Origin of the sequence: Comamonas antarctica (assembly GCF_013363755.1) — a bacterium.
GTDB classification, from domain to species: Bacteria; Pseudomonadota; Gammaproteobacteria; order Burkholderiales; family Burkholderiaceae_C; genus Comamonas; species Comamonas antarctica.
Genome location: NZ_CP054840.1, coordinates 2,782,797 through 2,805,505 on the forward strand (window position 1 = coordinate 2,782,797; position 22,709 = coordinate 2,805,505).

The 22,709-nt window shown below is 65.9% G+C and carries 20 protein-coding genes and 1 other RNA gene; 12 read left to right on the top strand and 9 right to left on the bottom strand.

Going from position 1 to position 22,709, the window contains the following annotated elements; all coding sequences use genetic code 11:
* The first annotated feature begins 83 nt into the window (after positions 1 to 83).
* Positions 84 to 1,382, top strand: coding sequence for a sensor domain-containing diguanylate cyclase (locus HUK68_RS12850; RefSeq protein ID WP_175504515.1), 1,299 nt, complete (start codon positions 84 to 86; stop codon positions 1,380 to 1,382).
* Positions 1,383 to 1,432: 50 nt separating this feature from the next.
* Complete coding sequence (locus HUK68_RS12855; protein WP_175504516.1) at positions 1,433 to 1,762, top strand: thioredoxin family protein; 330 nt, start codon at positions 1,433 to 1,435, stop codon at positions 1,760 to 1,762.
* A 6-nt stretch (positions 1,763 to 1,768) separates the two neighbouring features.
* Here HUK68_RS12855 and rnhA read toward each other — a convergent pair whose 3' ends face one another.
* Both rnhA and HUK68_RS12865 read right to left on the bottom strand, forming a co-directional pair.
* Positions 1,769 to 2,218, bottom strand: coding sequence for a ribonuclease HI (gene rnhA, locus HUK68_RS12860; RefSeq protein ID WP_175504517.1), 450 nt, complete (start codon positions 2,216 to 2,218; stop codon positions 1,769 to 1,771).
* Between the two features lie 11 nt (positions 2,219 to 2,229).
* Positions 2,230 to 2,964, bottom strand: a complete 735-nt coding sequence (locus tag HUK68_RS12865; protein WP_175505837.1) for a class I SAM-dependent methyltransferase — start codon at positions 2,962 to 2,964, stop codon at positions 2,230 to 2,232.
* A gap of 19 nt (positions 2,965 to 2,983) precedes the next feature.
* On the opposite strand from HUK68_RS12865, the gene gloB reads away from it, so the two are divergent.
* A complete protein-coding gene (gene gloB, locus HUK68_RS12870; RefSeq protein WP_175504518.1) occupies positions 2,984 to 3,757 on the top strand; it encodes a hydroxyacylglutathione hydrolase in 774 nt (257 codons plus the stop codon).
* Positions 3,754 to 5,259 (top strand): transglycosylase SLT domain-containing protein, encoded by a 1,506-nt coding sequence (locus HUK68_RS12875; RefSeq protein ID WP_175504519.1) that lies wholly within the window; start codon positions 3,754 to 3,756, stop codon positions 5,257 to 5,259. Before gloB ends, HUK68_RS12875 begins: the two co-directional genes overlap by 4 nt.
* A 16-nt stretch (positions 5,260 to 5,275) precedes the next feature.
* Here the strand turns inward: HUK68_RS12875 and HUK68_RS12880 are convergent, their stop codons facing one another.
* The 4 genes from HUK68_RS12880 to dnaX form a co-directional block, all read right to left on the bottom strand.
* Positions 5,276 to 5,686, bottom strand: coding sequence for an MAPEG family protein (locus HUK68_RS12880; protein ID WP_175504520.1), 411 nt, complete (start codon positions 5,684 to 5,686; stop codon positions 5,276 to 5,278).
* Between the two features lie 17 nt (positions 5,687 to 5,703).
* A complete protein-coding gene (recR, locus tag HUK68_RS12885) occupies positions 5,704 to 6,300 on the bottom strand; it encodes a recombination mediator RecR (protein WP_175504521.1) in 597 nt (198 codons plus the stop codon).
* Positions 6,301 to 6,554: 254 nt separating this feature from the next.
* Positions 6,555 to 6,887, bottom strand: a complete 333-nt coding sequence (locus tag HUK68_RS12890; RefSeq protein WP_159913822.1) for a YbaB/EbfC family nucleoid-associated protein — start codon at positions 6,885 to 6,887, stop codon at positions 6,555 to 6,557.
* 21 nt (positions 6,888 to 6,908) lie between these two features.
* Complete coding sequence (gene dnaX, locus HUK68_RS12895) at positions 6,909 to 8,900, bottom strand: DNA polymerase III subunit gamma/tau (protein WP_175504522.1); 1,992 nt, start codon at positions 8,898 to 8,900, stop codon at positions 6,909 to 6,911.
* Positions 8,901 to 9,041: 141 nt separating this feature from the next.
* Here dnaX and HUK68_RS12900 point away from each other — a divergent pair, with 141 nt between their 5' ends.
* Entirely contained in the window at positions 9,042 to 10,586 is a 1,545-nt protein-coding gene (locus HUK68_RS12900; protein ID WP_175504523.1) for a methyl-accepting chemotaxis protein, read from the top strand.
* Positions 10,587 to 10,647: 61 nt separating this feature from the next.
* An RNA gene (gene ffs / locus HUK68_RS12905) (signal recognition particle sRNA small type) lies at positions 10,648 to 10,744 on the top strand.
* A gap of 109 nt (positions 10,745 to 10,853) precedes the next feature.
* On the opposite strand, the gene HUK68_RS12910 is transcribed toward ffs, so the two are convergent.
* On the bottom strand, positions 10,854 to 12,200 hold the full coding sequence (locus tag HUK68_RS12910; protein WP_175504524.1) for a BaiN/RdsA family NAD(P)/FAD-dependent oxidoreductase: 1,347 nt from the start codon (positions 12,198 to 12,200) through the stop codon (positions 10,854 to 10,856).
* 236 nt (positions 12,201 to 12,436) lie between these two features.
* On the opposite strand from HUK68_RS12910, the gene trxA reads away from it, so the two are divergent.
* From trxA to HUK68_RS12940, 6 genes are all read left to right on the top strand, one after another.
* Complete coding sequence (trxA, locus tag HUK68_RS12915) at positions 12,437 to 12,769, top strand: thioredoxin TrxA (RefSeq protein ID WP_175504525.1); 333 nt, start codon at positions 12,437 to 12,439, stop codon at positions 12,767 to 12,769.
* 245 nt (positions 12,770 to 13,014) lie between these two features.
* Entirely contained in the window at positions 13,015 to 14,277 is a 1,263-nt protein-coding gene (rho, locus tag HUK68_RS12920; protein WP_175504526.1) for a transcription termination factor Rho, read from the top strand.
* 154 nt (positions 14,278 to 14,431) lie between these two features.
* The gene (locus HUK68_RS12925) at positions 14,432 to 14,692 is read left to right on the top strand and encodes a type B 50S ribosomal protein L31 (RefSeq protein WP_175504527.1); all 261 of its coding nucleotides are present in this window, start codon (positions 14,432 to 14,434) and stop codon (positions 14,690 to 14,692) included.
* A gap of 110 nt (positions 14,693 to 14,802) precedes the next feature.
* Positions 14,803 to 17,319 (top strand): ankyrin repeat domain-containing protein, encoded by a 2,517-nt coding sequence (locus HUK68_RS12930; protein WP_175504528.1) that lies wholly within the window; start codon positions 14,803 to 14,805, stop codon positions 17,317 to 17,319.
* Positions 17,320 to 17,500: 181 nt separating this feature from the next.
* A complete protein-coding gene (locus HUK68_RS12935) occupies positions 17,501 to 19,213 on the top strand; it encodes a hypothetical protein (protein ID WP_175504529.1) in 1,713 nt (570 codons plus the stop codon).
* Positions 19,210 to 20,565, top strand: coding sequence for an MATE family efflux transporter (locus HUK68_RS12940; protein WP_175504530.1), 1,356 nt, complete (start codon positions 19,210 to 19,212; stop codon positions 20,563 to 20,565). The genes HUK68_RS12935 and HUK68_RS12940 overlap by 4 nt, the downstream gene beginning before the upstream one ends.
* On the opposite strand, the gene phoR is transcribed toward HUK68_RS12940, so the two are convergent.
* Together phoR and phoB are read right to left on the bottom strand one after the other, a co-directional pair.
* Complete coding sequence (phoR, locus tag HUK68_RS12945; protein ID WP_175504531.1) at positions 20,566 to 21,924, bottom strand: phosphate regulon sensor histidine kinase PhoR; 1,359 nt, start codon at positions 21,922 to 21,924, stop codon at positions 20,566 to 20,568.
* A gap of 76 nt (positions 21,925 to 22,000) precedes the next feature.
* Positions 22,001 to 22,696, bottom strand: coding sequence for a phosphate regulon transcriptional regulator PhoB (gene phoB / locus HUK68_RS12950; RefSeq protein WP_175504532.1), 696 nt, complete (start codon positions 22,694 to 22,696; stop codon positions 22,001 to 22,003).
* Between the last annotated feature and the right edge of the window lie 13 nt (positions 22,697 to 22,709).

Here is a 22,709-nt window from a genome sequence, read left to right on the forward strand (position 1 = left end):
GGCATAATCTGCCGCAAGCCGCTGTCCTGCATTTCGCAGGCACCGATTTTTGCCACCCCTGTCCCGGGTTCGACAAGATCTGCATGCGTTCCTGCCCGCCCTCCACGCCGCCTTCCCGCCCACCCGAGATGCTGCCCGCACTGCTGCTGCAAGCCGTCGAGCAGGCCTTCAATGCAGTACTGGTCACCGACGGCGCCGACAACGACCACCGCATCGTCTACGCCAACCCCGCCATGTGCGCGATGTCCGGCTACGCGGCGCATGAGCTGCTCGGGCACAACGCGCGCATGCTGCAGGGGCCGCAGACCTCCAGGGAAGTGATTGCCGAGCTGCGCAGCTGCCTCGCCGAGGGCCGCTTCTTCAAGGGCTCGACCTTCAACTACCGCAAGGACGGCACGCCCTATCTGCTCGAATGGAACATTTCGCCGGTGCGCGACCCCAGCGGCCGCATCACGCATTTCGTTTCGGTCCAGCAAAACCTCAGTGCCTTGGCGTCGGCACAGGCCTCATCGGACATCTTCGCGCGCGCACTGGATGCGACCGATGACGGCGTGCTGATCTGCAATCACCGTGGCCTGATCGAGTTTGCCAACCAGGGCTACGAGAAGATCACCGGCCTGCGCGCCAGCGAACTGATCGGGCGCCCGCCCGTCGCGTCGTACCCCGGCGGGCATGACGCAGCCTGGCAGGCGGCGCTCTGGGCGCGCCTGCGCGCCGGCCAGGCAGTGCGCGAGCTCTCCACCTACCGCCGCGCCGATGGCAGCGAGGTGCATTGCGAGGAAAGCATCACGCCGCTGCGCAACCGCGAGGCACAGGTGACACATTCCGTGAGCATCGTGCGCGACGTGACGGCGCGCGTGCTGTCCGACCGCGCCTTCCGCGAGCAGATGCAGCACGACGGCCTGACTGGCACGCTGACCCGCACCTCGGGGGAGCTGCATCTGGCGAATGCCGTGGCCCAGGCGCGCGCGCTGGCCACGCCGCTGGCGCTGGCGCTGGTCGATGTCGACCGGTTCAAGCAGGTCAACGACCGCTTCGGCCACCCGGCGGGCGACCAGGCGCTGTCCGCCGTGGCGCGGGCCCTGAGATCGTGCCTGCGCACCAGCGACAAGATCATCCGCTGGGGCGGCGAGGAATTCCTGCTGTTCATGCCGGGCTGCGACCTGGCCGGCGCGCTGGCCACGCTCGAGCGCTGCCGGCATGCGGTGCGCGACGCCTGTGCCGCGCTGCTGCCCCTGCCGGTCACCATCTCGGCGGGCGTGGGCGTGCTTGGCGACGGTCAGGAATTGGCGCAAGCAATTGAACGCATCGACCAGTTGCTGTACCGTGCCAAGCAAGAGGGCCGCGACCAGGTCCGCGCGGTCGATATCGGCAACGGCTGACGGCGCGGCAGGCCGCCCCTGCGCCATCCATCATTTCCAAGGAACCTGCGATGACCTACCAGAGCCAGCATCTCTCCCAGAACCCCACGATCGCGGAAATCGAGGCCTTGCGCGGCAATGCGGTGCTGGAGTTCGGCACCGGGTGGTGCGGCTACTGCCAGGGCGCGCAGGGGCTGATCCGCGAGGCGCTGGCCGGCCGCGACGATGTGCAGCACATCAAGGCCGAGGACGGCTCGGGCCGCCCGCTGGGCCGCCACTACCGCGTCAAGCTCTGGCCGACGCTGATCTTCCTGCGCGACGGCCAGGAAGTCGGCCGCAGCGTGCGCCCGCAAAACGGCGCTGCGCTGGCGGCCGAGATGGCCAAGCTGCCCAAGGACTGAAACGCGCTAGCGCCGGCCCAAGGCCTTTTCCACGCCCTGGTTGGCCAGCATGTCGGCGCGCTCGTTGCCCGGGTCGCCCGCATGGCCGCGCACCCAGCGCCAGTCGATGCGGTGGCCGCCGCTGCCCACCAGCGCGTCCAGGCGCTGCCACAGTTCGGCATTCTTCACCGGCTCCTTCGAGGCCGTGCGCCAGCCCTTGGCCTTCCAGCCGTGGATCCATTCGGTGATGCCCTTGAGCACATACTGGCTGTCGATGAACAGCGTCACGTCGCAAGGCCTCTTGAGCGCGCTCAGCGCCTCGATCACGGCCTGCAGCTCCATGCGGTTGTTGGTGGTTCCCAGTTCGCCGCCAAACAACTCCTTTTCCATCGTCCCGGCGCGCAGCAGCACGCCCCATCCGCCCGGACCAGGGTTGCCCTTGCAAGCCCCATCTGTATAGATCACAACTTGATTCAACTTCTTTTCCTCTAGATTTTTCGATTCCGGCGGTGCGCCAGCGGCGCCGCGGCGGCAGTGGCGGGCGCACGCTGGCGCCAGGCCGGCCCCATCAGGCGCATGCCCGGCACGCGCTTGGTGGCCACCACGCAGTAGACGCCCCCGAGTATGGGCCACGCACGCTCGCCGAGCGCATCCATCCAGCCCCAGCGCTCATGCCACTGCAGCGATTGCACGGCAGGCCGGTGGCAACCGAACTCCACGGCCTGCACATCGAGCGCCAACAGCCGCAGCCAGTCGCGCAGCCGCCAGTAGCCGATGGCACTGCGCACATCGGGCAAACGCGTGCCGCGCGGCGTGACCGCCGACTGAATTCCCCACCAGCTGGCAGGGTTGATTCCGAAGATCACGGCCCGCCCTTCAGGCACCAGCACCCGCGCCACTTCGCGCAATGCGCCATGCGGGTCGCATGTGCTTTCCAGCGTATGGGGCAGCACCAGCAGATCCAGGCTGGATTCGGCAAACGGCAGCGCGGACGGCTCGAGCACCGCATGCACGGCACAACCCGGCAGCGCGGCGGCCGTTGCATCCATCGATTCGACGGCCAGCCAGCGCTGCGGCATGCGATTGGCGCGCAAGCCCTGTAGCATAGGCAGCCCCAGCTGCAGGCTGTGGTAGCCGAACACGTCCGCCACGGCCTCGTCGCAGCGCTGCTGCTCCCAGTCGAGCAGATAGCGCCCGGTCGGTGACTCGAGCCACTGGTGCATCCCTATAATTTTGTCGCTCATGAACCTGTTGCCGCTGCCCGCTTTTTCTGACAACTACATCTGGATGCTGCACGACGGCCGCCAGGCCCTGGTCGTGGACCCGGGCGAAGCGGCTCCCGTGCTCGCGGCCTTGGAGCGCCATGCGCTGCAATTGCAAGCCATTCTAATCACCCACCACCATGCCGATCACGTCGGCGGCGTGGCTGCGCTGCGCGCCGCCACGGGTGCGCCGGTGTGGGGCCCGGCGCGCGAAACCCTGCCCGAACCCGTGACTCGGGTGCATGGCGGCGACCAGGTCGAGGTGCTGGGCGGCCCGTGGCGCGTCATCGACGTGCCCGGGCATACCGCAGGGCATATCGCCTACTTCAGCGATGCCGGCGCCGAACCGCTGCTGTTTTGCGGCGACACCCTGTTTTCGGGCGGCTGCGGACGGCTGTTCGAGGGCACGCCGGCGCAGATGCAGCAGTCGCTGGACGCGCTCGCCGCACTGCCGGATGCGACCCGCGTGTGCTGCGCGCATGAGTACACACTTTCTAACCTTCGCTTTGCGCGCGCGGTGGAACCAAACAACGCCGCGCTGCTCCACTACCTGGAGCATTGCGAGGGCCTGCGCGCCCATGGCATGCCGACGCTGCCTTCCAGCATTGGACTGGAGCGCAGCATCAACCCTTTTCTTCGTACGCGCGAAACGGCAGTGGCAGCGAGCGCCCACCGCCATGATCCGCGTATCCATCCTCAGCAGGCCCACGAGGTGCTTGCAGCATTGCGCGCCTGGAAAAACGATTTCCGATGAAGCTTCTCTATCCCGTATTGCTCAGCAGCGTGCTGTTTCTTGCCGGCTGCGCGACCGTCAGCCCCGATTCCCCCGCCTCCAACGCGGAGTCCAGCGCCAGCCATACGCCGCAGTATCCCAATGGCTCGCTGAGCCCGCTGACGCCGGCGCAGGTCACGACACCGGGCGTGGCCTCGCTGTCGGCGCCGGCCGATCTGTGGGACCGCATCCGCCGCGGCTTCGCCATGCCCGATCTCGACCATGAACTGGTGCACGACCGCGAGCAGTGGTACTCGAGCCGGCCGGACTACATCCTGCGCATGACCGAGCGCTCGAGCAAGTACCTGTTCCATATCGTCGAGGAACTCGAGCGCCGCGGCATGCCGACCGAGCTGGCGCTGCTGCCCTACATCGAGAGCGCCTTCAATCCGCAGGCGGTCTCCAGCGCCAAGGCCGCGGGCATGTGGCAGTTCATGCCGGCCACCGGCACCTATTTCGACCTGAAGCAGAACATCTTCCGCGACGACCGCCGCGACGTGCTGGCCTCGACGCGCGCCGCGCTCGACTACCTGCAAAAGCTCTATGGCATGTTCGGCGACTGGCATCTGGCGCTGGCGGCCTACAACTGGGGCGAAGGCAGCGTGGGCCGCGCCATCGAGCGCAACCGCAAGGCCGGCCTGGGCATCAGCTATTCCGAACTCAACATGCCGGCCGAGACCCGGCTCTACGTGCCCAAGCTGCAGGCCGTGAAGAACATCGTCAACACGCCCGACGCGTTCAGCGCCGAGCTGCCGCTGATCGAGAACCACCCTTACTTCCAGGCCGTGGACATCAAGCGCGACATCGACGTCGAACTCGCGGCCCGGCTGGCCGACGTGTCGGTTGCCGACTTCCGCGCGCTCAATCCCTCGCTGAGCCGGCCCGTGATCTTTGCCGCGGGCACGCCGCAGATCCTGCTGCCCTGGGACAACGCCAAGGTGTTCCAGCGCAATCTTGCGGCCTACGACCAGGGCCAGTATTCGAGCTGGACGGTCTGGACCGTGCCCTCGACGCTCACGGTGGCCGACGCGGCGCAGCGCGTGGGCATGAGCGCCGAAGGCCTGCGCACGCTCAACAACATTCCGCCGCGCATGGTGATCAAGGCCGGATCGGCGCTGATGGTGCCGCGCTCGGCCAGCACGCTGACCGATGTGTCGAGCCAGGTCGCCGACAATGGCCACATGGCGCTGGCGCCCGAGATCGTGACGCGCCGCACCACGGTCAAGGCGCAAAAGCGCGACACGCTGGCCAGCCTGGCCAGCCGCCACCGCGTCAGCGTTGCGAGCCTGGCCGAGTGGAACGACCTCAAGGTCGGCTCGGCGCTCAAGGCCGGCCAGTCCATCGTGCTGTTCGTGCCGCTGCGCGGCACGTCGATCGCGCCCTCGAGTCCGCGCGCCGCCAAGGTCGCGGTGGCACGCTCGTCCAAGGCGCCGGCGCAGACTTCGCGCAAGGGCGGCACGCCCTCGAAGGTGAAGAAGCGCTGAAAAGCGCTGACGAAACTCAGCGGTAGACGCTGAAGAAGATCGCCACGTTCGCCAGCATGCCCAGGGCCCAGACCAGACTGCGCGCCGTGGGCTTGTCGGCCACGTACAGCGCGATGTAGAGCCCGCGCAGCAGCACGAAAACCACGGCCAGCAGATCGACCCAGTGCTGCGGCGCGTGCAGCTGGTGGGCAATCACCACCGCACCGATGAAGAACGGCAGGGCCTCGAAACTGTTGGCCTGGGCCGCATTGGCGCGCGCCTGGAAACCGGTCTGGCGCTGCAGCCAGGCGCGCGGATCATGGTTGTCGAAGCCGCCCTGCTCCGGCTTGCGGCCCATGCCGCCGCTCTTGGCGAGATAGGCGCAGACCATGGGCAGCAGCGCGGCCACCAGCACGCACCAGTAGGCCGTCGTCAGATGTTCGGTCATGGCAATCCTCCTGGGCCTCAGCGCCGGTCAGATAGTGCATGGGCAATCGTGCCCAGATCCACATACTCGAGTTCGCTGCCCACGGGCACGCCGCGCGCCAGCCGCGTCACATGCACGCCGCGGCTCTTGAGCGCCTCGCTGATCGCATGCGCGGTGGCCTCGCCTTCGGCGGTGAAGCTGGTGGCGAGAATCACTTCCTGCACGCCGTCCTGGGCGGTGCGTTCCAGCAATTCCGGCAGGCCCAGATCGCGCGGGCCGATGCCGTCGAGCGGCGACAGACGGCCCATCAGCACATAGTACCTGCCCTGGTAGGCGCCGGTGCGCTCCATGGCCGCGAGATCGGCAGGCGTTTCCACCACGCACAGGCGCGCGGTGTCGCGGCTTTCGTCCTGGCATATCGCGCACAGCCGGCCCACGGTGAAGGTATGGCACTGTTCGCAGTGCTGCACCGCTTCGAGCGCCGTATCGAGCGCGCGCGCGATCTGCTGCGCGCCTTCGCGGTCGCGCTGCAGCAACTGGTAGGCCATGCGCTGGGCCGACTTGATGCCGACACCGGGCAGGCGCCGCAGGGCCTGGATCAAATCATCCAGAGGATGGACATCCGAAGTGGCCATGGAACCTCACTGAAGCAGAAAAAAAGACCTGCGCTCGGCAGGTCAGACATGGCCCCCACGCTCCCCCACTTCGTGTAGGTCGCCTGGGGGGCAAAGCCCCCCAACGCTGTTTTGCCTTGGGGCGGCCCGGCGGCAAAACATGGCCCCCACGCTCTCCCACTTCGTGTGGGTTGCCTGGGGGGCAAAGCCCCCCAACACTGTTTTGCCTTGGGGCGGCCCGGCGGCAAAACGGGGTAAGGCACGGCGGCTGAGCGTCAGAACGGGAACTTCATGCCGCCGGGCAGCCCGGGCATGCCGGCAGTCAGCTTGCCCATCTTTTCCTGCGAAGTCTCTTCGGCCTTGCGCACCGCGGCGTTGAACGCGGCCGCCACCAGGTCTTCGAGCATGTCCTTGTCTTCGGCCAGCAGGCTGGGGTCGATGGTCACGCGCTTGACGTCGTGCTTGCAGGTCATCAGCACCTTGACCAGGCCGGCGCCGGATTCGCCCTCGACCTCGACATGGCCCAGTTCGTCCTGGGCCTTCTTCAGGTTGTCCTGCATGGCCTGGGCCTGCTTCATGAGGCCGGCGAGTTGTCCTTTGTTGAACATGTTTCTTCCTTTTGAGTGGGTTTAAGCGGGTTTGATACTACCCGGCACGATGCGCGCGCCATGCTCGCGCATCAAGGTCTGCACCAGGGGGTCATTCATCACGATTTCTTCGGCCAGGCGCTGGCGCTGCTGCGCTGCGGCGGCGTTGCGCCGCGCGGGCGTATCCGTCACCGCGCCGATCTCGACGCTCAGCTGCTGCGCCAGGCCGGCTTCTGCCAGCGCCGCGCGCAGGCGCTCGCGCGCCGTCGCCTGGTTCAGCGACTGGCGCTGCACGCACAGCGTCCAATGGTCGCCGTCGCAGGCCATGAGCTGCGACTGCAGCGCCAGCTCGCGCACCAGCGCGGTGATGGCCTCGCTGGCAACCAACTGCTGCACGGCGGCAAACCAGCGGTCGCCCTCGGGCGTGGTCTGCACGGGCTCGCCCGAAGGCTCGGACGGGGTCCAGGCGGGGCGCGCCAGCGCAGCGGGCGCTGACTCTGTTTCATATTCGACATCGGGCGCCGCGGCCTGGCGCGGCACGGCGCGCGCGGGTGCGCGGGCCATGGCCACAGTCTCGGGCAGCGGCTCCCATGGCGGCACGTCGATCGGCGCAAACTCCACGCTGTCCATGCCCAGACTCTCGCCATAGCCGTCATCGGGCAACACGACGGCTTCGGCCAGCGGCTGGCGTTCGGCGGGTTCGGGGCGCGGCCGCGGGCCCGGGGTGGGAGCCGGCTGCGGCGCCGGCGCCATGGCGGGCGCAGCTACCGGCCGTGCGGGTGCCACGGGCGGCGCCAGGGGCCCGGGCGCCGGTGGCTCGGCCCGAACCGGCAGCGCCTTGGGGACCGCTATGGGTGCCGACACTGGCGCTGGCACCGGAGTGGGCGCCAACGCCGGCGCCGTTTCAGCTATTGCCGGAGTTTTTTTTTCAGCCGGAGCCTTGAAGGCCAGCAGCCGCAGCAGCGCCATCGTCAGCGCCGCGTATTCGTCGGGGGCCAGGCCCAGCTCCGCGCGGCCATGTAGGCAGATGCTGTAGAGCAGCTGGGTTTCATCGGCCGGCATGGCCTGCGCCAGGCGCGCAATGGCCGCGGCCTCGGGGTCGCTCGCGTCCTGCGCCATCTGCGGCACGGCCTGCAGCACCGCCATGCGCTGCAGCACCGCGGCCATCTCTTCGAGCGTGGACGCGGCCGACAGCCCGTTCAGGCGCAGCGCATCGGCGGTTTCAACGACGCTGCGGCCGTCGCCTTCGGCGAGCGCGGCGATCAGGCGGAACACATGCGAGCGGTCGACGCTGCCCAGCATCTGGCGCACGCCGGCTTCGAGCAGCTGGCCGCTGCCAAACGCAATCGCCTGGTCGGTCAGCGACAGCGCGTCGCGCATCGAGCCGCGCGCGGCGCGCGCCAGCAGGCGCAGCGCCTGCGGTTCGGCGGGGATGTTCTCGGCGGCCAGCACCTGGCCCAGGTGGTCGAGCACGGTTTCGGGCGCCATGGGCCGCAGATTGAACTGCAGGCAGCGCGAGAGCACCGTCATCGGCACCTTCTGCGGATCGGTGGTGGCCAGCACGAATTTGAGGTATTCGGGCGGCTCCTCCAGCGTCTTGAGCATGGCGTTGAACGCCGTGTTCGTGAGCATGTGCACTTCGTCGATCATGAAGACCTTGAAGCGCCCCTGCACCGGCTTGTAGACCGCCTGCTCGAGCAAGCCCTGGACTTCGTCGACGCCGCGGTTCGACGCCGCGTCCAGCTCGGTGTAATCCGGAAAACGGCCGCTGTCGATCTCGGTGCAGGCCGCGCAGACGCCGCAGGGCGTGGCCGTGATGCCGCCCTGCCCGTCGGGGCCCTGGCAATTGAGCGACTTGGCCAGGATGCGCGACACCGTGGTCTTGCCCACGCCGCGCGTGCCCGTGAACAGATAGGCGTGGTGCAGGCGCTGCTGCGTCAATGCATTGGACAGCGCCTGCACGACATGCTCCTGCCCCACCATTTCGGAGAAATTGCGGGGGCGGTATTTGCGGGCAAGCACGAGGTAAGACATGGCGCCGATTCTACGGGGCGCGAGGGCGGGCATGGAAAAGCAGGTCCATTCATTGGTTTTGCTACAAGACTTATCATTCGTAAGCGTTTTTTACATAACCAGTCCATCCCCACTTTCCCTTTTCCCGATTCCGTGTTTCCGATGCGTTTCTCTTCCTTGAAAATCGGGCAGCGTATTGCCCTGGGTTTTGCCGCCGTGCTGCTGCTGACCATCTTCGGGCTGGCAGCCAGCCTCGTGCAATTGTCCAGCGTGGCCCACCAGACCCGCAGCATGATGGACAGCCCCCTGGCCAAGGAGCGGCTGATTGCCGACTGGTACGCGCTGGTGCTGGCCGGCTCGCAGCGCACCACCGCCATCGTGCGCAGCCCCGACGCCGAGCTGGGCCGCTTCTTTGCCGAGACCGCGCGCAAGTCGTCCGAAGATGCGGGCAAGCTGCTCGCACGCTTCAAGCCGCTGATCAACTCCGATGCCGAACGCACCCTGTTCGACCAGGCCAGCCAGGCGCGCGACAAGTACAACGCCGCGCGCGCCGCCGTGACCAAGGCCAAGGACCAGGGCGAGGAAACCGAAGCCATCTTCACCAGCACATATGCGCCCGCCACCCAGGCCTATGTACAGAGCATCCGTGCGCTGCTGGACCTGCAGCGCCAGGAAATCGACAGCACGGCCACGAATATCGACAGCAGCTACCAGACCAGTTTCACGGCGTTGACCGGCCTGAGCGCGCTGATCGTGGTGCTGGGCGTGGTCGTGGCCCTGGTGCTGAGCCTGGGCATCGTGCGGCCGCTGCGCGCCGCGGTGCGCATTGCCGACGAAGTCGCCGCCGGCAGCCTGCAACTCGCGTTCGACCGCGAGCTGCTGCAAGGCCGCGACGAGGCCGCGCAACTGATGCAGTCGCTGTCGAAGATGGAAGCCAACCTGCGCGCGCTGGTGTCCGAAGCCCGCCAGGGCAGCGACTCGGTGGCCACCGCGGCCGCCGAGATCAGCTCAGGCAACCTCGACCTGTCGGGGCGTACCGAGGAACAGGCCAGCGCGCTCGAGCAGACCGCGGCCTCGATGGAGGAACTCACCTCCACCGTGCGCAACAACGCCGCCAGCGCGCAGCAGGCCGACCAGCTGGCGCAGGCCACCTCGGCACTGGCCGTGCAGGGCGGCGCATCGGTCAACGAAGTCGTGCGCACCATGGCCGAGATCCTGCAGACCTCGAAGCGCATCGAGGACATCATCGGCGTGATCGACAAGATCGCGTTCCAGACCAACATCCTCGCGCTCAATGCCGCCGTCGAAGCCGCGCGCGCCGGCGAGCAGGGCCGGGGCTTTGCCGTGGTCGCGGGCGATGTGCGCAGCCTGGCGCAGAACTGCGCCAACGCGGCCAAGGAGATCAAGGGCCTGATCGATGCCTCGGCGCAGCGCATTGCCACGGGCAGCCGCCTGGTCGAACAGGCCGGCGGCACCATCGACCAGGTCGTGCAGGGCGTGAGGAAGGTCACCGACCTGGTCGGCGAGATCAGCCATGCGAGCCACGAACAGATGGCCGGGCTGGAACAGGTCAACCAGGCCGTGGCGCAGATGGACCAGATGACGCAGCAGAACGCGGCGCTGGTCGAGCAATCCTCGGCCGCGACCCAGTCGCTCGAGGTGCAGGCGGCACAACTCAAGCGTTCGCTGAGCGCCTTCCGCCTCTGAACCGCGGCGCCGAAGGCTGGTTTGCCTGAACCGGCCTTCAGTCTGCGCTACAATCGGCGGTGACGGGCCTCCCCGCATGGTGAAGCAGCCAACCGGGTCAGGTGGGGAACCAAGCAGCCCTAACTGTGGAGCCAGTGCCGGGGGTAAGGCTCGTCAACTTCTTTCCAGGATGTCTGCCAGCCAGAGGTCCTCAGCCATTGAAAAAGCCCACGGCGACGTGGGCTTTTTTGCGTCCGGCCGGCGCATCGCACCAGCCGGCAATCCTCCTCAACCCTGCGCCGGCTCGGTCAGGAACTGCTGCACGCCATCGGCCACGCGCGCGCCGCTGGCCAGGCACGCGGTCAGCAGATAGCCGCCCGTGGGCGCCTCCCAGTCCAGCATCTCGCCCGCGCAGAACACGCCGGGAATCGCGCTCAGCATGCCCTTTGGATCGAGCGCCTCGAAAGCCACGCCGCCCGCGGTGCTGATGGCTTCGGCCACCGGACGCGGCGCGGCCAGCGTCAGCGGCAGGGCCTTGATGGCCGCGGCCAGCGCCACCGGGTCGTGCACGCCCTCGCGCCCCAGCACTTCATGCAGCAGCCCCATCTTCACGCCGTCCAGCCCGAGCCGGCTCTTGAGGTGGCTGCTGAGGCTGCGCGCGCCGCGCGGGTGACGCACTTCGGCTTCGACGCGCGCGGCATCGTGTTCGGGCAGCAGGTCGAGGTGCAGCGTTGCATGGCCGCTGGCGGCGATCTCGTCGCGCAGCCACTGCGAGGCGGCATAGACCAGGCTGCCCTCGATGCCGGTTTCCGTGACGACGAATTCTCCGCGCCGCGCGAATGCCTGGCCGTGGCTGCCGGTGAACGACAAGCCCACCGACTTGAGCGGCTGGCCCGCAAAGCGCTCGCGGAAATGCGGCGTCCAGCCGTGCGCCGGGGCCTGCTCCAGGCCGACCAGTTCGCGCAGGAAGCTGCGCCGGGTTTCCGCGCTGCCCGAAGCCAGGTTCAGCACATCGAAGCCGCAGTTGGCGGGCTGCAACGGCGCAATGGCCACGCCACGCGCCTCCAGCCAGGGCGCCCAGGCACCATCGGAGCCCAGCTGCGGCCAGCTCGCGCCGCCCAGCGCCAGCACCAGGGCGCGCGCCTGCACCAGCACCTCGCCGGTGGGCGTGGCAAAGCGCAGCGCGCCCTGCTCGTTCCAGCCCAGCCAGCGGTGGCGCGTATGGAACTGCACGCCCAGGCCGCGCAGCTGCGCGAGCCAGGCGCGCAGCAGCGGCGCGGCTTTCATGCCGACCGGGAACACGCGGCCCGAGGTGCCGACAAAGGTTTCGACGCCCAGGCGCGCGGCCCAGTCCTTGACCTGATCGGCGCCGAAGTCCGCGAGCATGGGCTCGATCTGCGCGCGGCGCGCGCCAAAGCGCGCGGCAAACGCATCTGCGGGCTCGGAATGCGTCAGGTTCAGGCCGCCCTTGCCGGCCAGCAGGAATTTGCGGCCCACCGACGGCATGGCATCGAACAGATGCACGCGCACCCCGGCTTGCGCCAGGCGCTGGGCGGCCATCAGGCCCGCCGGGCCGCCGCCGACGATGGCGGCCTCGCACTTGAGTGGCGCACGGTGGGTGGAGACTTCAGTCATTCAGGATTCCTTGTTAAGACACATTGCCGCAAGGGGCGCAGGATACCGCCGCTCGGCCGCCCCGCGGCGCGCGGGGCCAAGCCCATGCCCCGGCTTGGCATTCTCATCGCTTTACGCTATGACAGTCATAGCACCATGTGTCGCCCACATGCGCTGGCGGGAGATGCGTTTCTGTCACAATCGAAGCCAGTTCCGCGAACTTTCGCCCATTACAGCCCACAACCAAGGAAACCTCCATGGCAAGCGCCCTCATCAAACATCTCTCCGACGCCTCGTTCGAAGCCGAAGTGCTGCAGGCCGGCACCACGGTGCTGGTGGACTACTGGGCCGAGTGGTGCGGTCCCTGCAAGATGATTGCCCCGATCCTGGACGAAGTCGCCGGCACCTACCAGGGCAAGGTCACGATCGCCAAGATGAATGTCGATGAAAACCGCGAGATCCCCGCCAAGTTCGGCATCCGCGGCATCCCCACGCTGATGCTGTTCAAGAACGGCGAGCTGGCCGCCACCAAGGTCGGCGCCCTGAGCAAGGCCCAGCTCACGGCCTTCCTCGACGAACAGCTGGCTTGAGTTGCGGGCGCGCCGGGCGGTGACCATCCGCCCGGCCCGCGCCTGAAGCCGGGGTGGCGCGACGCCGCCCCGGTTCTTTATTTTCGGACCTGCAGATCTTTTCCTGTCATAATCTGCACAGATCACCGGCCCCCTGCATTGACGGCCGTTTCGAGATCACCAGGCAAGCTAGGCCCACGACGCCGTGTACCGCCCAGCCTTCTGCCCCATTCCTGATTCCACTTACTCCGCCCAGGAGTCACCCCATGCACCTTAATGAACTCAAGGCACAGCACGTGTCTGAAGTCCTGAAGCAGGCCGAAGAGCTCGAGATCGAAAACGTTGGCCGGATGCGCAAACAGGAAATCATGTTTGCCATCATCAAGAAGCGGGCCAAGGCCGGCGAACAAGTGTTTGCCGACGGCGTGCTTGAAATCCTGCCCGATGGCTTTGGTTTCCTGCGCAGCCCCGACACCAGCTACACCGCGAGCACGGACGACATCTACATCTCGCCCAGCCAGGTGCGCCGCTTCAACCTGCACACCGGCGACATGATCGAAGGCGAAGTGCGCACGCCCAAGGATGGCGAGCGCTATTTCGCGCTGACCAAGCTCGACAAGGTCAACGGCGGCCCGCCGGAGCAAAACAAGCACAAGGTGATGTTCGAGAACCTGACGCCGCTGTTCCCCAAGGAGCAGCTGCGCCTCGAACGCGAAATCAAGTCCGACGAGAACATCACCGGCCGCATCATCGACATCATTGCCCCGATCGGCCGCGGCCAGCGCGCGCTGATCGTCGCCCCGCCCAAGAGCGGCAAGACGATGATGATGCAGAACATCGCCCACGCGATCACGGCGAACCATCCCGACGTGCACATGATGGTGCTGCTGGTCGACGAGCGTCCCGAGGAAGTGACCGAGATGCAGCGCTCGGTCAAGGGCGAAATCATTGCCTCGACCTTTGACGAGCCCGCCACGCGCCACGTGCACGTGGCCGAGATGGTGATCGAACGCGCCAAGCGCCTGGTCGAGCTGAAGAAGGACGTCGTGATCCTGCTGGACTCGATCACGCGCCTGGCCCGCGCCTACAACAACGTCGTGCCCTCGTCGGGCAAGGTGCTGTCGGGCGGTGTCGACTCCAACGCGCTGCAGCGCCCCAAGCGCTTCTTCGGCGCGGCGCGCAAGGTCGAAGAAGGCGGCTCGCTGACCATCATCGCCACGGCCCTGGTCGATACCGGCAGCCGCATGGACGAAGTGATCTTCGAGGAGTTCAAGGGCACCGGCAACAGCGAACTGCACCTGAACCGCCGCCTCTATGAGAAGCGCGTGTTCCCGGCCATCGAGCTGAACAAGAGCGGCACGCGCCGCGAGGAACTGCTGCTGTCGCCCGAGATACTGAACAAGACGCGCATCCTGCGCCAGTTCCTCTACAACATGGACGAGATCGAAGCCACCGAGCTGATGATCAAGAACATGAAGGCGACCAAGACCAACAACGACTTCTTCGACATGATGCGCCGCGGCGGCTAATCCCTACTCCGGCACAAGGCTGTGTCGGTACCCACTGCAAAGCCCCCGCGGTATACTCGGGGGCTTTTCTATTGCGGAAAGTACGTTCAATTTGAACCAATGCAGAGGTTGCACTGGGTTGGACACGGCTACCGCACTTGACCTTAGGAAGATCATGAAAGAAGGAATCCACCCCAACTACCGCGAAGTGCTGTTCGTTGACCTGTCCAACGGCTTCAAGTTCGTGACCCGTTCGTGCGTGAACACCAAGGAAACCGGCACCACCGACGACGGCCGCGAACTGCCGATGTTCAAGCTGGACACCTCGAGCGAATCGCACCCCTTCTACACCGGCACGCAAAAGTCGGTGGACAACATGGGCGGCCGCGTCGAGCGCTTCCGCAACCGTTTCGGCAAGACCACCGCAGCCAAGTAAATTCTGCGCATTCATGCCAAAAAGCAGCCCGGGCAACCGGGCTGCTTTTTTTTCGTCTTCCTTCAGCCCTGAGCAGCTCCCCACGATGACCACCGATTGCCGCTGGAACCATGCGCGCCCAGTGGCAACCAAGTCAACGCCGTCAGAGAAAACATACCCTCCCGCCCCGCCTGATCGGAGGACTTGAGACGGGCGATTCCTTGTCAACGGCTTCCAATGAAAGGTTGGACCAAAAAATGCGCACCAACAGCAGCCACCATTTCAATCTCCAGCCGAGCTTCATGGCGCGTGCAGCGGGCAATGGCAGCCATTTGGCAACCAATGAAAAGCCCGTCAACTCTGGTGCCCAGCTGTCGGACACAGACATCATTCGCGGCTATAAAGAAAATATAGAAACCCTGCGCAGCTTGATTGACGAGAAAACCAACCCATCTCAAGGGGACAATCTCGACAAATTCTTCTCACTGGTTGAATCAGGAATCAAGAGCGACTTCTGCTGGGAAAATCTGGAAATTTACAAGAGCTTGGTTTTCGATAATTTGAGCATAATTTGCAGCCTCGCGCACGATGCCGACCTTCCAGAAGACGTACGCAAAAAGACCATCGAGGATCTGGCAGCACATCTGCATGTCTGTCCATCGGGAATGGCACAGAACATCGAACAAGCCGCACGAAAATTGGAAGCCCTCAAACATGGGTTGCCACAGAATTTCATCAACCAGTTGATAAATGTCATCAATGCTGAAATACTGAACTACATGCGCGACAACAATATCGGCACCTACAAAGGCAACGAGATTCATGATGTAGCGGCATTTTTCAATTATATTGCACCTAATTTCGGCCTTCGGCCACGCGCAGACGCACTTGAATCCCGGATCTCAGCGCATTATCTCGATCAATTCACGGTCCACATTCACGACAAGATCATCATCGATCGGGTGATTGAAGTCCTGGCCGAAGAGTGCCGCAGCCAGATAATCCACGAACTGTCAGTCGAAAATTTCAATATAGACTCTGTCGCTATTAATGAAAATGATTTTTGCGATATCCTGAATATATTCAACGACACTGTCCAACCAAAACTGACGCACAGCTTTGGCCCCATTCCCATCACGGATGTCTTCGTTTATTCGGACGAGGGCGATGTCGAACAGTACCACCTGATCAAAGACAACACGCTTTTGATGCGTTCCATCGCGCGCAACCTGCGCGAAGCCGGCGCCATCAACTTCCACCCCAGCTATCTTGCTGGCGAAAAAGGGGCTGGAACCAAGCTCAAAATATCCGGCGAAAATATTGTGTATGTCAGCACCACCAATGACGCCAAAGAGCATCACCATCAAATTCTGGAGGAGTTCGTCTGGAGAGATGCTTCCAAGAGCAAAGAACTATTGGACAAACTCAACTATAAGGCCACTGAAAAACCTGAAATCAAGAAGTTTCAGGATGATATCCTGCAAAGAATTTCTCTTTCCGCAGTCACCAGAATGTTGCAATCGAAGGATCTGTCAGAGGTCGGGGAAATTCTGAATGAATCAATGGCCTTTATATGGTCGGACACCGCAAAAGAAATGTTATTAGCCACATCGATGGCGCAAGCGCTGGGGAAAAAAAGACCCGACATCGCTGACATCATCCTTTCCATGATGAGTGGGCAGCATCTAGGCAACGAGGATGGCGACGGCAACACTGTGCTGCACCGGGCATTGAGGACTGCCCTTCAGAAGATCCACCCCCAACTCACCAAAAGCCTCATCAAAAGCATCATTAAAAAGATGAGCGAGCAGCAGCTGTCCCTGCAAAACAACAATGGACACACTGCTTTTATGCTGGCGCTCAAAATGGGTGATCCAGAGATCATCAGCATTCTTCTCGACCGCACCGATCCCTCCCAGTTCGGCTGCAGAGACCGCAACGGCGATACAGCGATGATGATCGCGCTCAAGCACAATAATTTTGCTATTGTCCCGCAGCTCGCCGAGCGCATGAGAGCGGCGCAACTCGACCTCGAAAACAAGGCGAACGATGACGCGCTGGGCATCGCGTTCGCTAACAACCAGCCCGGTGCGGCCGACGTCATAGCCCGCAAAATGAGCCATGAAGCACTTCTTGATCGCCACCAGCGCCTCTTGGAAAAACTAACCACATATCATGCCGCCCTGGGCGGGGATGTGAAAATCGTCCACTCAATGCTTCCCCAGCATCTGGGCCTCAAAAACCGGCGTGGCGACACTGCGCTGATGATCACGATAAAAAAAGATCTCCCCGCTGCCAGCCTGGCACTCATCGCGAAAATGACACCGGCGCAACTGGGCATCTGCGACAAAGATGGCAACAATGCGATGATGCTGGCATTGGAGCGGGGCGATACAAAAATCGCGCTCGCCATCATGAAGAAGATGCATAGGAAACAGCTTGAAACCCGGAACAGATTCGGCGAGACCGCGTTCATCTTCGCTAAAAATTTTAAACAAACCGAAATGTGCCGCCGTATTGTCAAGGCGATCGATCCTCCGATCCCTGGATTCTTCACCCGCATCCGGCTGTTCTTCATGAATATGGTTCCAGAACAATACCAATCGGACTCAATGCGCGCCAAGTTGACGAAGTTCTATTGGTATTGATCCCGGCATCGGGACCCGGCGGACGCCGGTGCCTGGCATATGCCGCATGCACACATATCCCACGGCCTTGCACGCCGGCAGCGTAGATCACAGCGACAAAAGTGGCCCCAACGCTCAGCACCACCGCTGACCGCCCCGGGTTCGCGTATTCTTGCGGTCTTTCTTGTCGTTTCTACGCTGCGTGAACCAACCTACCCCCGCCATCGTTTCGCAACAGGCCGTGCGCACCCTGCCGCGCTGGGCGCTGGTATTGCTGTGCCTGGCCTATGTGGTGCCTGGCTACGTCGGCCGTGCGCCCTGGAGGAACGCCGACATCACGGCCTTCGGCTACATGCTGGCCCTGTTCGAGGGCCGCACCGAATGGATGGCGCCGCTGGTCGGCGGCATGGCACCGCAGACCGACGGCCTGCTGCCCTACTGGCTTGGCGCCTGGGCGCTGCAGCTCGCGCCCGCGGCCATGCCGGCGGAGATGGCGGTGCGCGTGCCGTTCATGCTGCTGCTGCTGCTGGCCATGGCCGCGACCTGGTGGGGCGTCTACTGCCTGGCGCGCAGCCCTGGCGCGCAGCCCGTGGCATTTGCGTTTGGCGGCGAGGCCAACCCGATCGACTATGCGCGCGCCATGGCCGATGGCGGCCTGCTGGCGCTGATCGCGAGCCTGGGCCTGGCCCAGCTGTCGCATGAGACCACGGGCTATGTGACCCAGCTCGCCTGCACGACGCTGGTGTTCTTTGCCGCCGCGGCCATGCCCTACCGCAACGCCGCGCCGGCGTTGGCGATGCTCGTCGGGCTGGCCGGGCTGGTGCTCGGCGGCGCCCCGACCATGGCCGTGCTGATGGGCCTGGGCTGCGCCGCGCTGGCCTGGCTTTCGCCCGTCGAAGCCACGCGCGCCGCGCGCCTGTGGGCGCTGGCCTGGCTGGGCAGCACGCTGCTGGCCGGTCTGCTGGCGACGCGGCTCGATCTGTGGCAGTGGCGCATTTCGCTGCCGGCCTGGGGCAGCCCGGAATGGGGCAGCCTGCTGCGCCTGCTGGCGTGGTTCACCTGGCCTGCCTGGCCGCTGGCGCTGTGGACGCTGTGGCGCTGGCGCCGGCAGATCGCGCACCCGATGCGCCACCGCCATCTGGTGCTGCCGATCTGGTTTGCGGGGCTGGCTTTCTGCGCCGCGCTGGTCACGCAGCCCGCCGACCGTGCGCTGCTGCCAGGCCTGCCGGCCATTGCCACGCTGGCGGCATTTGCGCTGCCCACGCTGCGGCGCAGCATCAGCGCGCTGATCGACTGGTTCACGCTGCTGTTCTTCAGCGTGTCGGCAATTGCGATCTGGGTGATCTGGATCTCGCTGCAGACCGGCTTCCCCGCCAAGCCCGCGGCCAACGTGGCCAAGCTGGCGCCGGGCTTCGAGTCCGAATTCTCGCTGCTGGCGCTGGCTGCGGCGCTGGCCGCCACCGTGGCCTGGTGCGCGCTGGTGGTCTGGCGCACCTCGCGCAACCGCGCCGCGATCTGGAAAAGCCTGGTGCTGCCGGCCTCGGGCGCGACGCTGGGCTGGCTGCTGCTGATGAGCTTGTGGCTGCCACTGCTCGACTACGCGCGCAGCTATGCACCGCAGGTGGAACAGGTCATGGCCTCCATCGGCGACCCGGCACCGCGCTGCGTCGCCACCTACGGTCTCAGCCGCGCGCAGTTGATCGGCCTGGAATTCCACGGCCAGGTGGCCACGACGCAGATCTCCACGACCAGCAAGAACCGCCGACCCTGCGACTGGCTGGTGGCGGATGCGCAGATGTGGGATGCGACACAGGATCGCGTGCTGCTGGACGGCTGGAAGCCGGTGGCGCGCATCGCGCGGCCCACGGTCAGGAGCGACCAGTTGATCCTGCTGCGCAAGCGCCCCGCGCGATGAAGTCCGAACTCTCCACCATTGCCCGCCATGCACTCACGGTGCTTGCGGGCCAGTTGGCCATCATGGCTTTCGGCGTCACCGACACCATCGTCGCGGGCCGCTACTCGCCCGCGGCGCTGGCCGCGCTGTCGGTGGGCTCGGCGGTGTTCATCAGCGTCTATATCTCGCTGATGGGCATCCTGCAGGCCTTGCTGCCGCTGTGGGCCGAGCAGCGCGGCGCGGGCCGGCTGCCGGCTGTGGGTCGATCGCTGCGCCAGTCGCTGTACCTGTGCCTGGGCATCTGCGTGATCGGCATGTCGGTGCTGCTGGCGCCCGACGCGCTGCTGCGCTGGGCCGATGTGCCCGATGCCCTCAAGGCCGATGTGCGCCACTATCTGAACATCCTCGCCTGGGGCCTGCCGCCGGCGATGCTGTTTCGCATCTACAGCACGCTCAACCAGTCGCTGGGCCGGCCGCAACTGGTGACCTGGCTGCAGGTCGGCTCGCTGGGGCTCAAGCTGCCGCTGTCGATCTGGTTCACCTTTGGCGGCGCCGGCCTGCCCGCGCTCGGGGTCGCCGGCTGCGCCTGGGCCACGCTGGTGGTCAACTACACGCTGCTGGGCGTGGGCCTGTGGCTGGTGCGCACCCGCGCGCTGTATGCGCCGCTGCAGCTGTGGCAGCGCATGGAGCGCCCGGACTGGCAGCAGATCGGCCAGTTCCTGCGCCTGGGCTTGCCGGCGGGCCTGGCGATCCTGGTGGAAGTCACGTCGTTCACGCTGGTGGCGCTGTTCGTCGCGCGCCAGGGCAACCTGGCCGCGGCCAGCCACCAGATCGCCGCCAATCTGGCCGCGGTCTGCTACATGGTGCCGCTGTCGCTGTCCATTGCCTGCAGCGCGCGCGTGAGCTGGTGGCGCGGCGCGGGCAATGAGGCGCATGCGCGCCAGCTGGTGGTGCTGGGCTGGCGTCTGGCGGCGTTGATGGGCCTGCTGCTGGGCGGACTGCTGCTGCTGGGCCGGCATGCGCTGGCCTCGGTCTACACCAGCGATGCCGAAGTCGCCGCGCTGGCGGCCTCGCTGCTGCTGTGGGTGGCGCTCTACCACGCGGCCGATGCAGTGCAATGCTTTTGCGTCTTCGTGCTGCGCTGCTACCGCATCACCGTGGCGCCGCTGCTGACCTATTGCGTGCTGCTGTGGGGCGGCGGCCTGGCCGGTGGCTACTGGCTGGCCTATGGCGGCATCGGCCCCTGGAGCGGCCGGCCCACGCCCGCGCCGTTCTGGGCCGCGAGCGCGCTGGCGCTGGCCGTGACCGCCATCGCCTTCAGCGCGCTGCTGTGGCGCGCACTGCGCCCGCGCACGGCGCCGCGCGCCGGCTGATCAGGTTTCGGCTGGCGCCGGCAACGCCGTGGCGCGCAGTCGCTGCGCGGGGAAGATCACCGAGAACGTCGAGCCGCTGCCCACGGTGCTGCGCACCTCGAGCCTGGCATTGTGGCGCTGCAGCACATGCTTGACGATGGCCAGGCCCAGGCCCGTGCCGCCGGTGTCGCGCGAGCGGCTGCGGTCGACGCGGTAGAAGCGCTCGGTCAGCCGGCTCAGGTGCGTGGCATCGATGCCCGGGCCCGCATCCTGCACCGAGAACGTCGCGCTGCCATCGGCATGCGCCTGCCAGCGCACCACCACACGCCCGCCGGCCGGCGTATAGCGCAGCGCATTGGCCAGCAGATTGGAGAACGCGCTTTGCAGTTCGGTGGCTGCGCCCGCGATCTCGCCCAGGTCCGCGCCGGGCGGCGAATCGGGAAACTCGATCTGGTGCGGCTTGCCATGCACACGCGTGAGCGCCATCGACAGCCCGCGGGCTTCGTCCTCACACTGGCGCAGCAGCAGGCCGACCGGTGTCCACTGCGTGTATCCGGGCAAGGGACTGCCTTCGAGGCGCGACAGCGCCAGCAGGTCCTCGACCAGGTGCTGCATGCGCGCCGACTGCTGGGCCATCAGGCCCAGGTAGCGCGCACGTTCGTCCTCGGGCAACGGCAGGGTCTGCAGGGTTTCGACGAACCCCACCAGCACCGTCAGCGGCGTGCGGATCTCGTGCGAGACGTTGGCCACGAAGTCGCGGCGCATGGCTTCGGCCTGCTCCTGCGCGGTGACATCGCGCGCCAGCAACAGGCGCCGTCCATCGCCATAGGGATAGAGCTGCACCGACAGCCGCACCGGCCGCGACGGCGTGCTGTCGCGGCCCTGCAGGATCAGGTCATGGGAGAAGTCCTGCGCATGCAGGTATTGGCTGAAGGCCGGATCGCGCACCAGGTTGCCGATGTTCTGCATGCGGTCGCGTGCCGCATCGAAGCCGAACTGGCTGTTGGAGATCTGGTTGCACCATTCGATGCGGCCCTGCTCGTCCAGCAGCACCACGCCGTTCGGGCTGGCCTGCAGCGCCGACAGCATGTCGTTGAGGCGTTCATCGCTGGCCTGGGTCTGCTGGCTCTGCAGGCGCAGCCAGCGCCGCGCACGCTCGCCGGCCTCGCCCCACAGCCCGCTGCGCTGCGCGGGCGCGCTGGCCAGGTCGGCGCGGCGCAGCCACGACAACAGGCGGCCGGCGCGCCAGCTGTCGTCCGCCAGCCACAGCCAGCTGGCCAGCAGCACGCCGATCAAGGCCCCGGGCCAACGGCACAGCCACCATCCCACCGCGCCGCCCGCAAGCTGGATGCACACAAACCAGAAACTACGCCAGACCATATTTTTCGCCTTTTGCTGCGCCGCCGTGAAGGACCGGCGGCGCCCACGGCGCATGCCATGCGCCGGATGCCCGGGATCAGCCCTGGGCGGGGAGACTCAGGCGATAGCCCGCGCCACGCACTGTCTCGACCAGACTGCTGGCCTCGCCCAGCGCCTCGCGCAGGCGCTTGACATGCACGTCGACCGTGCGCTCCTCGATGAACACATGGTCGCCCCAGACCTTGTCGAGCAACTGCGAGCGGCTGTGCACGCGCTCCGGGTGCTTCATGAAGTAGTGCAGCAGCTTGAACTCGGTCGGCCCGAGCTTGAGCGGCTCGCCGCTGTAGCTCACGCGGTGCGCGGCCGCATCGAGCACCAGCGCGCCCGCGCTGACCTGGTCCTGCAACTGCTCGGGTGCGCGCCGGCGCAGCACGGCGCGAATGCGCGCCAGCAGCTCCTGGGTGGAAAACGGCTTGGTGATGTAGTCGTCGGCGCCCGCATCGAGGCCCGCCACCTTGTCGGGTTCGTCGCCGCGCGCCGTGAGCATGAGAATCGGCACGGGCTTGGTGCGCGCGTCGGCACGCCACTTGCGCGCCAGCGCCAGCCCGCTGGTGCCGGGCAGCATCCAGTCGAGCAGGATCACGTCGGGCAGCACGGCATCGAGTTCGCGCTGCGCCGACACCCCGTCTTCGGCCCAGATCGGCTGGAAACCGTTGTGCCGCAGGTTCACGGCAATCAGCTCGGCAATCGCGGGCTCGTCTTCGACAATGAGAACCAAGGGCAGTTTCTTCATCCCTGTTGTCTTT

Excerpts from the sequence above, each read along its gene's own strand:
- HUK68_RS12850 (WP_175504515.1), top strand. The coding sequence starts at position 84 with ATGCGTTCCTGCCCGCCCTCCACGCCGCCTTCCCGCCCACCCGAGATG.
- HUK68_RS12855 (WP_175504516.1), top strand. The coding sequence starts at position 1,433 with ATGACCTACCAGAGCCAGCATCTCTCCCAGAACCCCACGATCGCGGAA.
- HUK68_RS12865 (WP_175505837.1), bottom strand. The coding sequence starts at position 2,964 with ATGCACCAGTGGCTCGAGTCACCGACCGGGCGCTATCTGCTCGACTGG.
- gloB (WP_175504518.1), top strand. The coding sequence starts at position 2,984 with ATGAACCTGTTGCCGCTGCCCGCTTTTTCTGACAACTACATCTGGATG.
- HUK68_RS12875 (WP_175504519.1), top strand. The coding sequence starts at position 3,754 with ATGAAGCTTCTCTATCCCGTATTGCTCAGCAGCGTGCTGTTTCTTGCC.
- HUK68_RS12880 (WP_175504520.1), bottom strand. The coding sequence starts at position 5,686 with ATGACCGAACATCTGACGACGGCCTACTGGTGCGTGCTGGTGGCCGCG.
- recR (WP_175504521.1), bottom strand. The coding sequence starts at position 6,300 with ATGGCCACTTCGGATGTCCATCCTCTGGATGATTTGATCCAGGCCCTG.
- HUK68_RS12890 (WP_159913822.1), bottom strand. The coding sequence starts at position 6,887 with ATGTTCAACAAAGGACAACTCGCCGGCCTCATGAAGCAGGCCCAGGCC.
- dnaX (WP_175504522.1), bottom strand. The coding sequence starts at position 8,900 with ATGTCTTACCTCGTGCTTGCCCGCAAATACCGCCCCCGCAATTTCTCC.
- HUK68_RS12900 (WP_175504523.1), top strand. The coding sequence starts at position 9,042 with ATGCGTTTCTCTTCCTTGAAAATCGGGCAGCGTATTGCCCTGGGTTTT.
- HUK68_RS12910 (WP_175504524.1), bottom strand. The coding sequence starts at position 12,200 with ATGACTGAAGTCTCCACCCACCGTGCGCCACTCAAGTGCGAGGCCGCC.
- trxA (WP_175504525.1), top strand. The coding sequence starts at position 12,437 with ATGGCAAGCGCCCTCATCAAACATCTCTCCGACGCCTCGTTCGAAGCC.
- rho (WP_175504526.1), top strand. The coding sequence starts at position 13,015 with ATGCACCTTAATGAACTCAAGGCACAGCACGTGTCTGAAGTCCTGAAG.
- HUK68_RS12925 (WP_175504527.1), top strand. The coding sequence starts at position 14,432 with ATGAAAGAAGGAATCCACCCCAACTACCGCGAAGTGCTGTTCGTTGAC.
- HUK68_RS12930 (WP_175504528.1), top strand. The coding sequence starts at position 14,803 with ATGCGCGCCCAGTGGCAACCAAGTCAACGCCGTCAGAGAAAACATACC.
- HUK68_RS12940 (WP_175504530.1), top strand. The coding sequence starts at position 19,210 with ATGAAGTCCGAACTCTCCACCATTGCCCGCCATGCACTCACGGTGCTT.
- phoR (WP_175504531.1), bottom strand. The coding sequence starts at position 21,924 with ATGGTCTGGCGTAGTTTCTGGTTTGTGTGCATCCAGCTTGCGGGCGGC.
- phoB (WP_175504532.1), bottom strand. The coding sequence starts at position 22,696 with ATGAAGAAACTGCCCTTGGTTCTCATTGTCGAAGACGAGCCCGCGATT.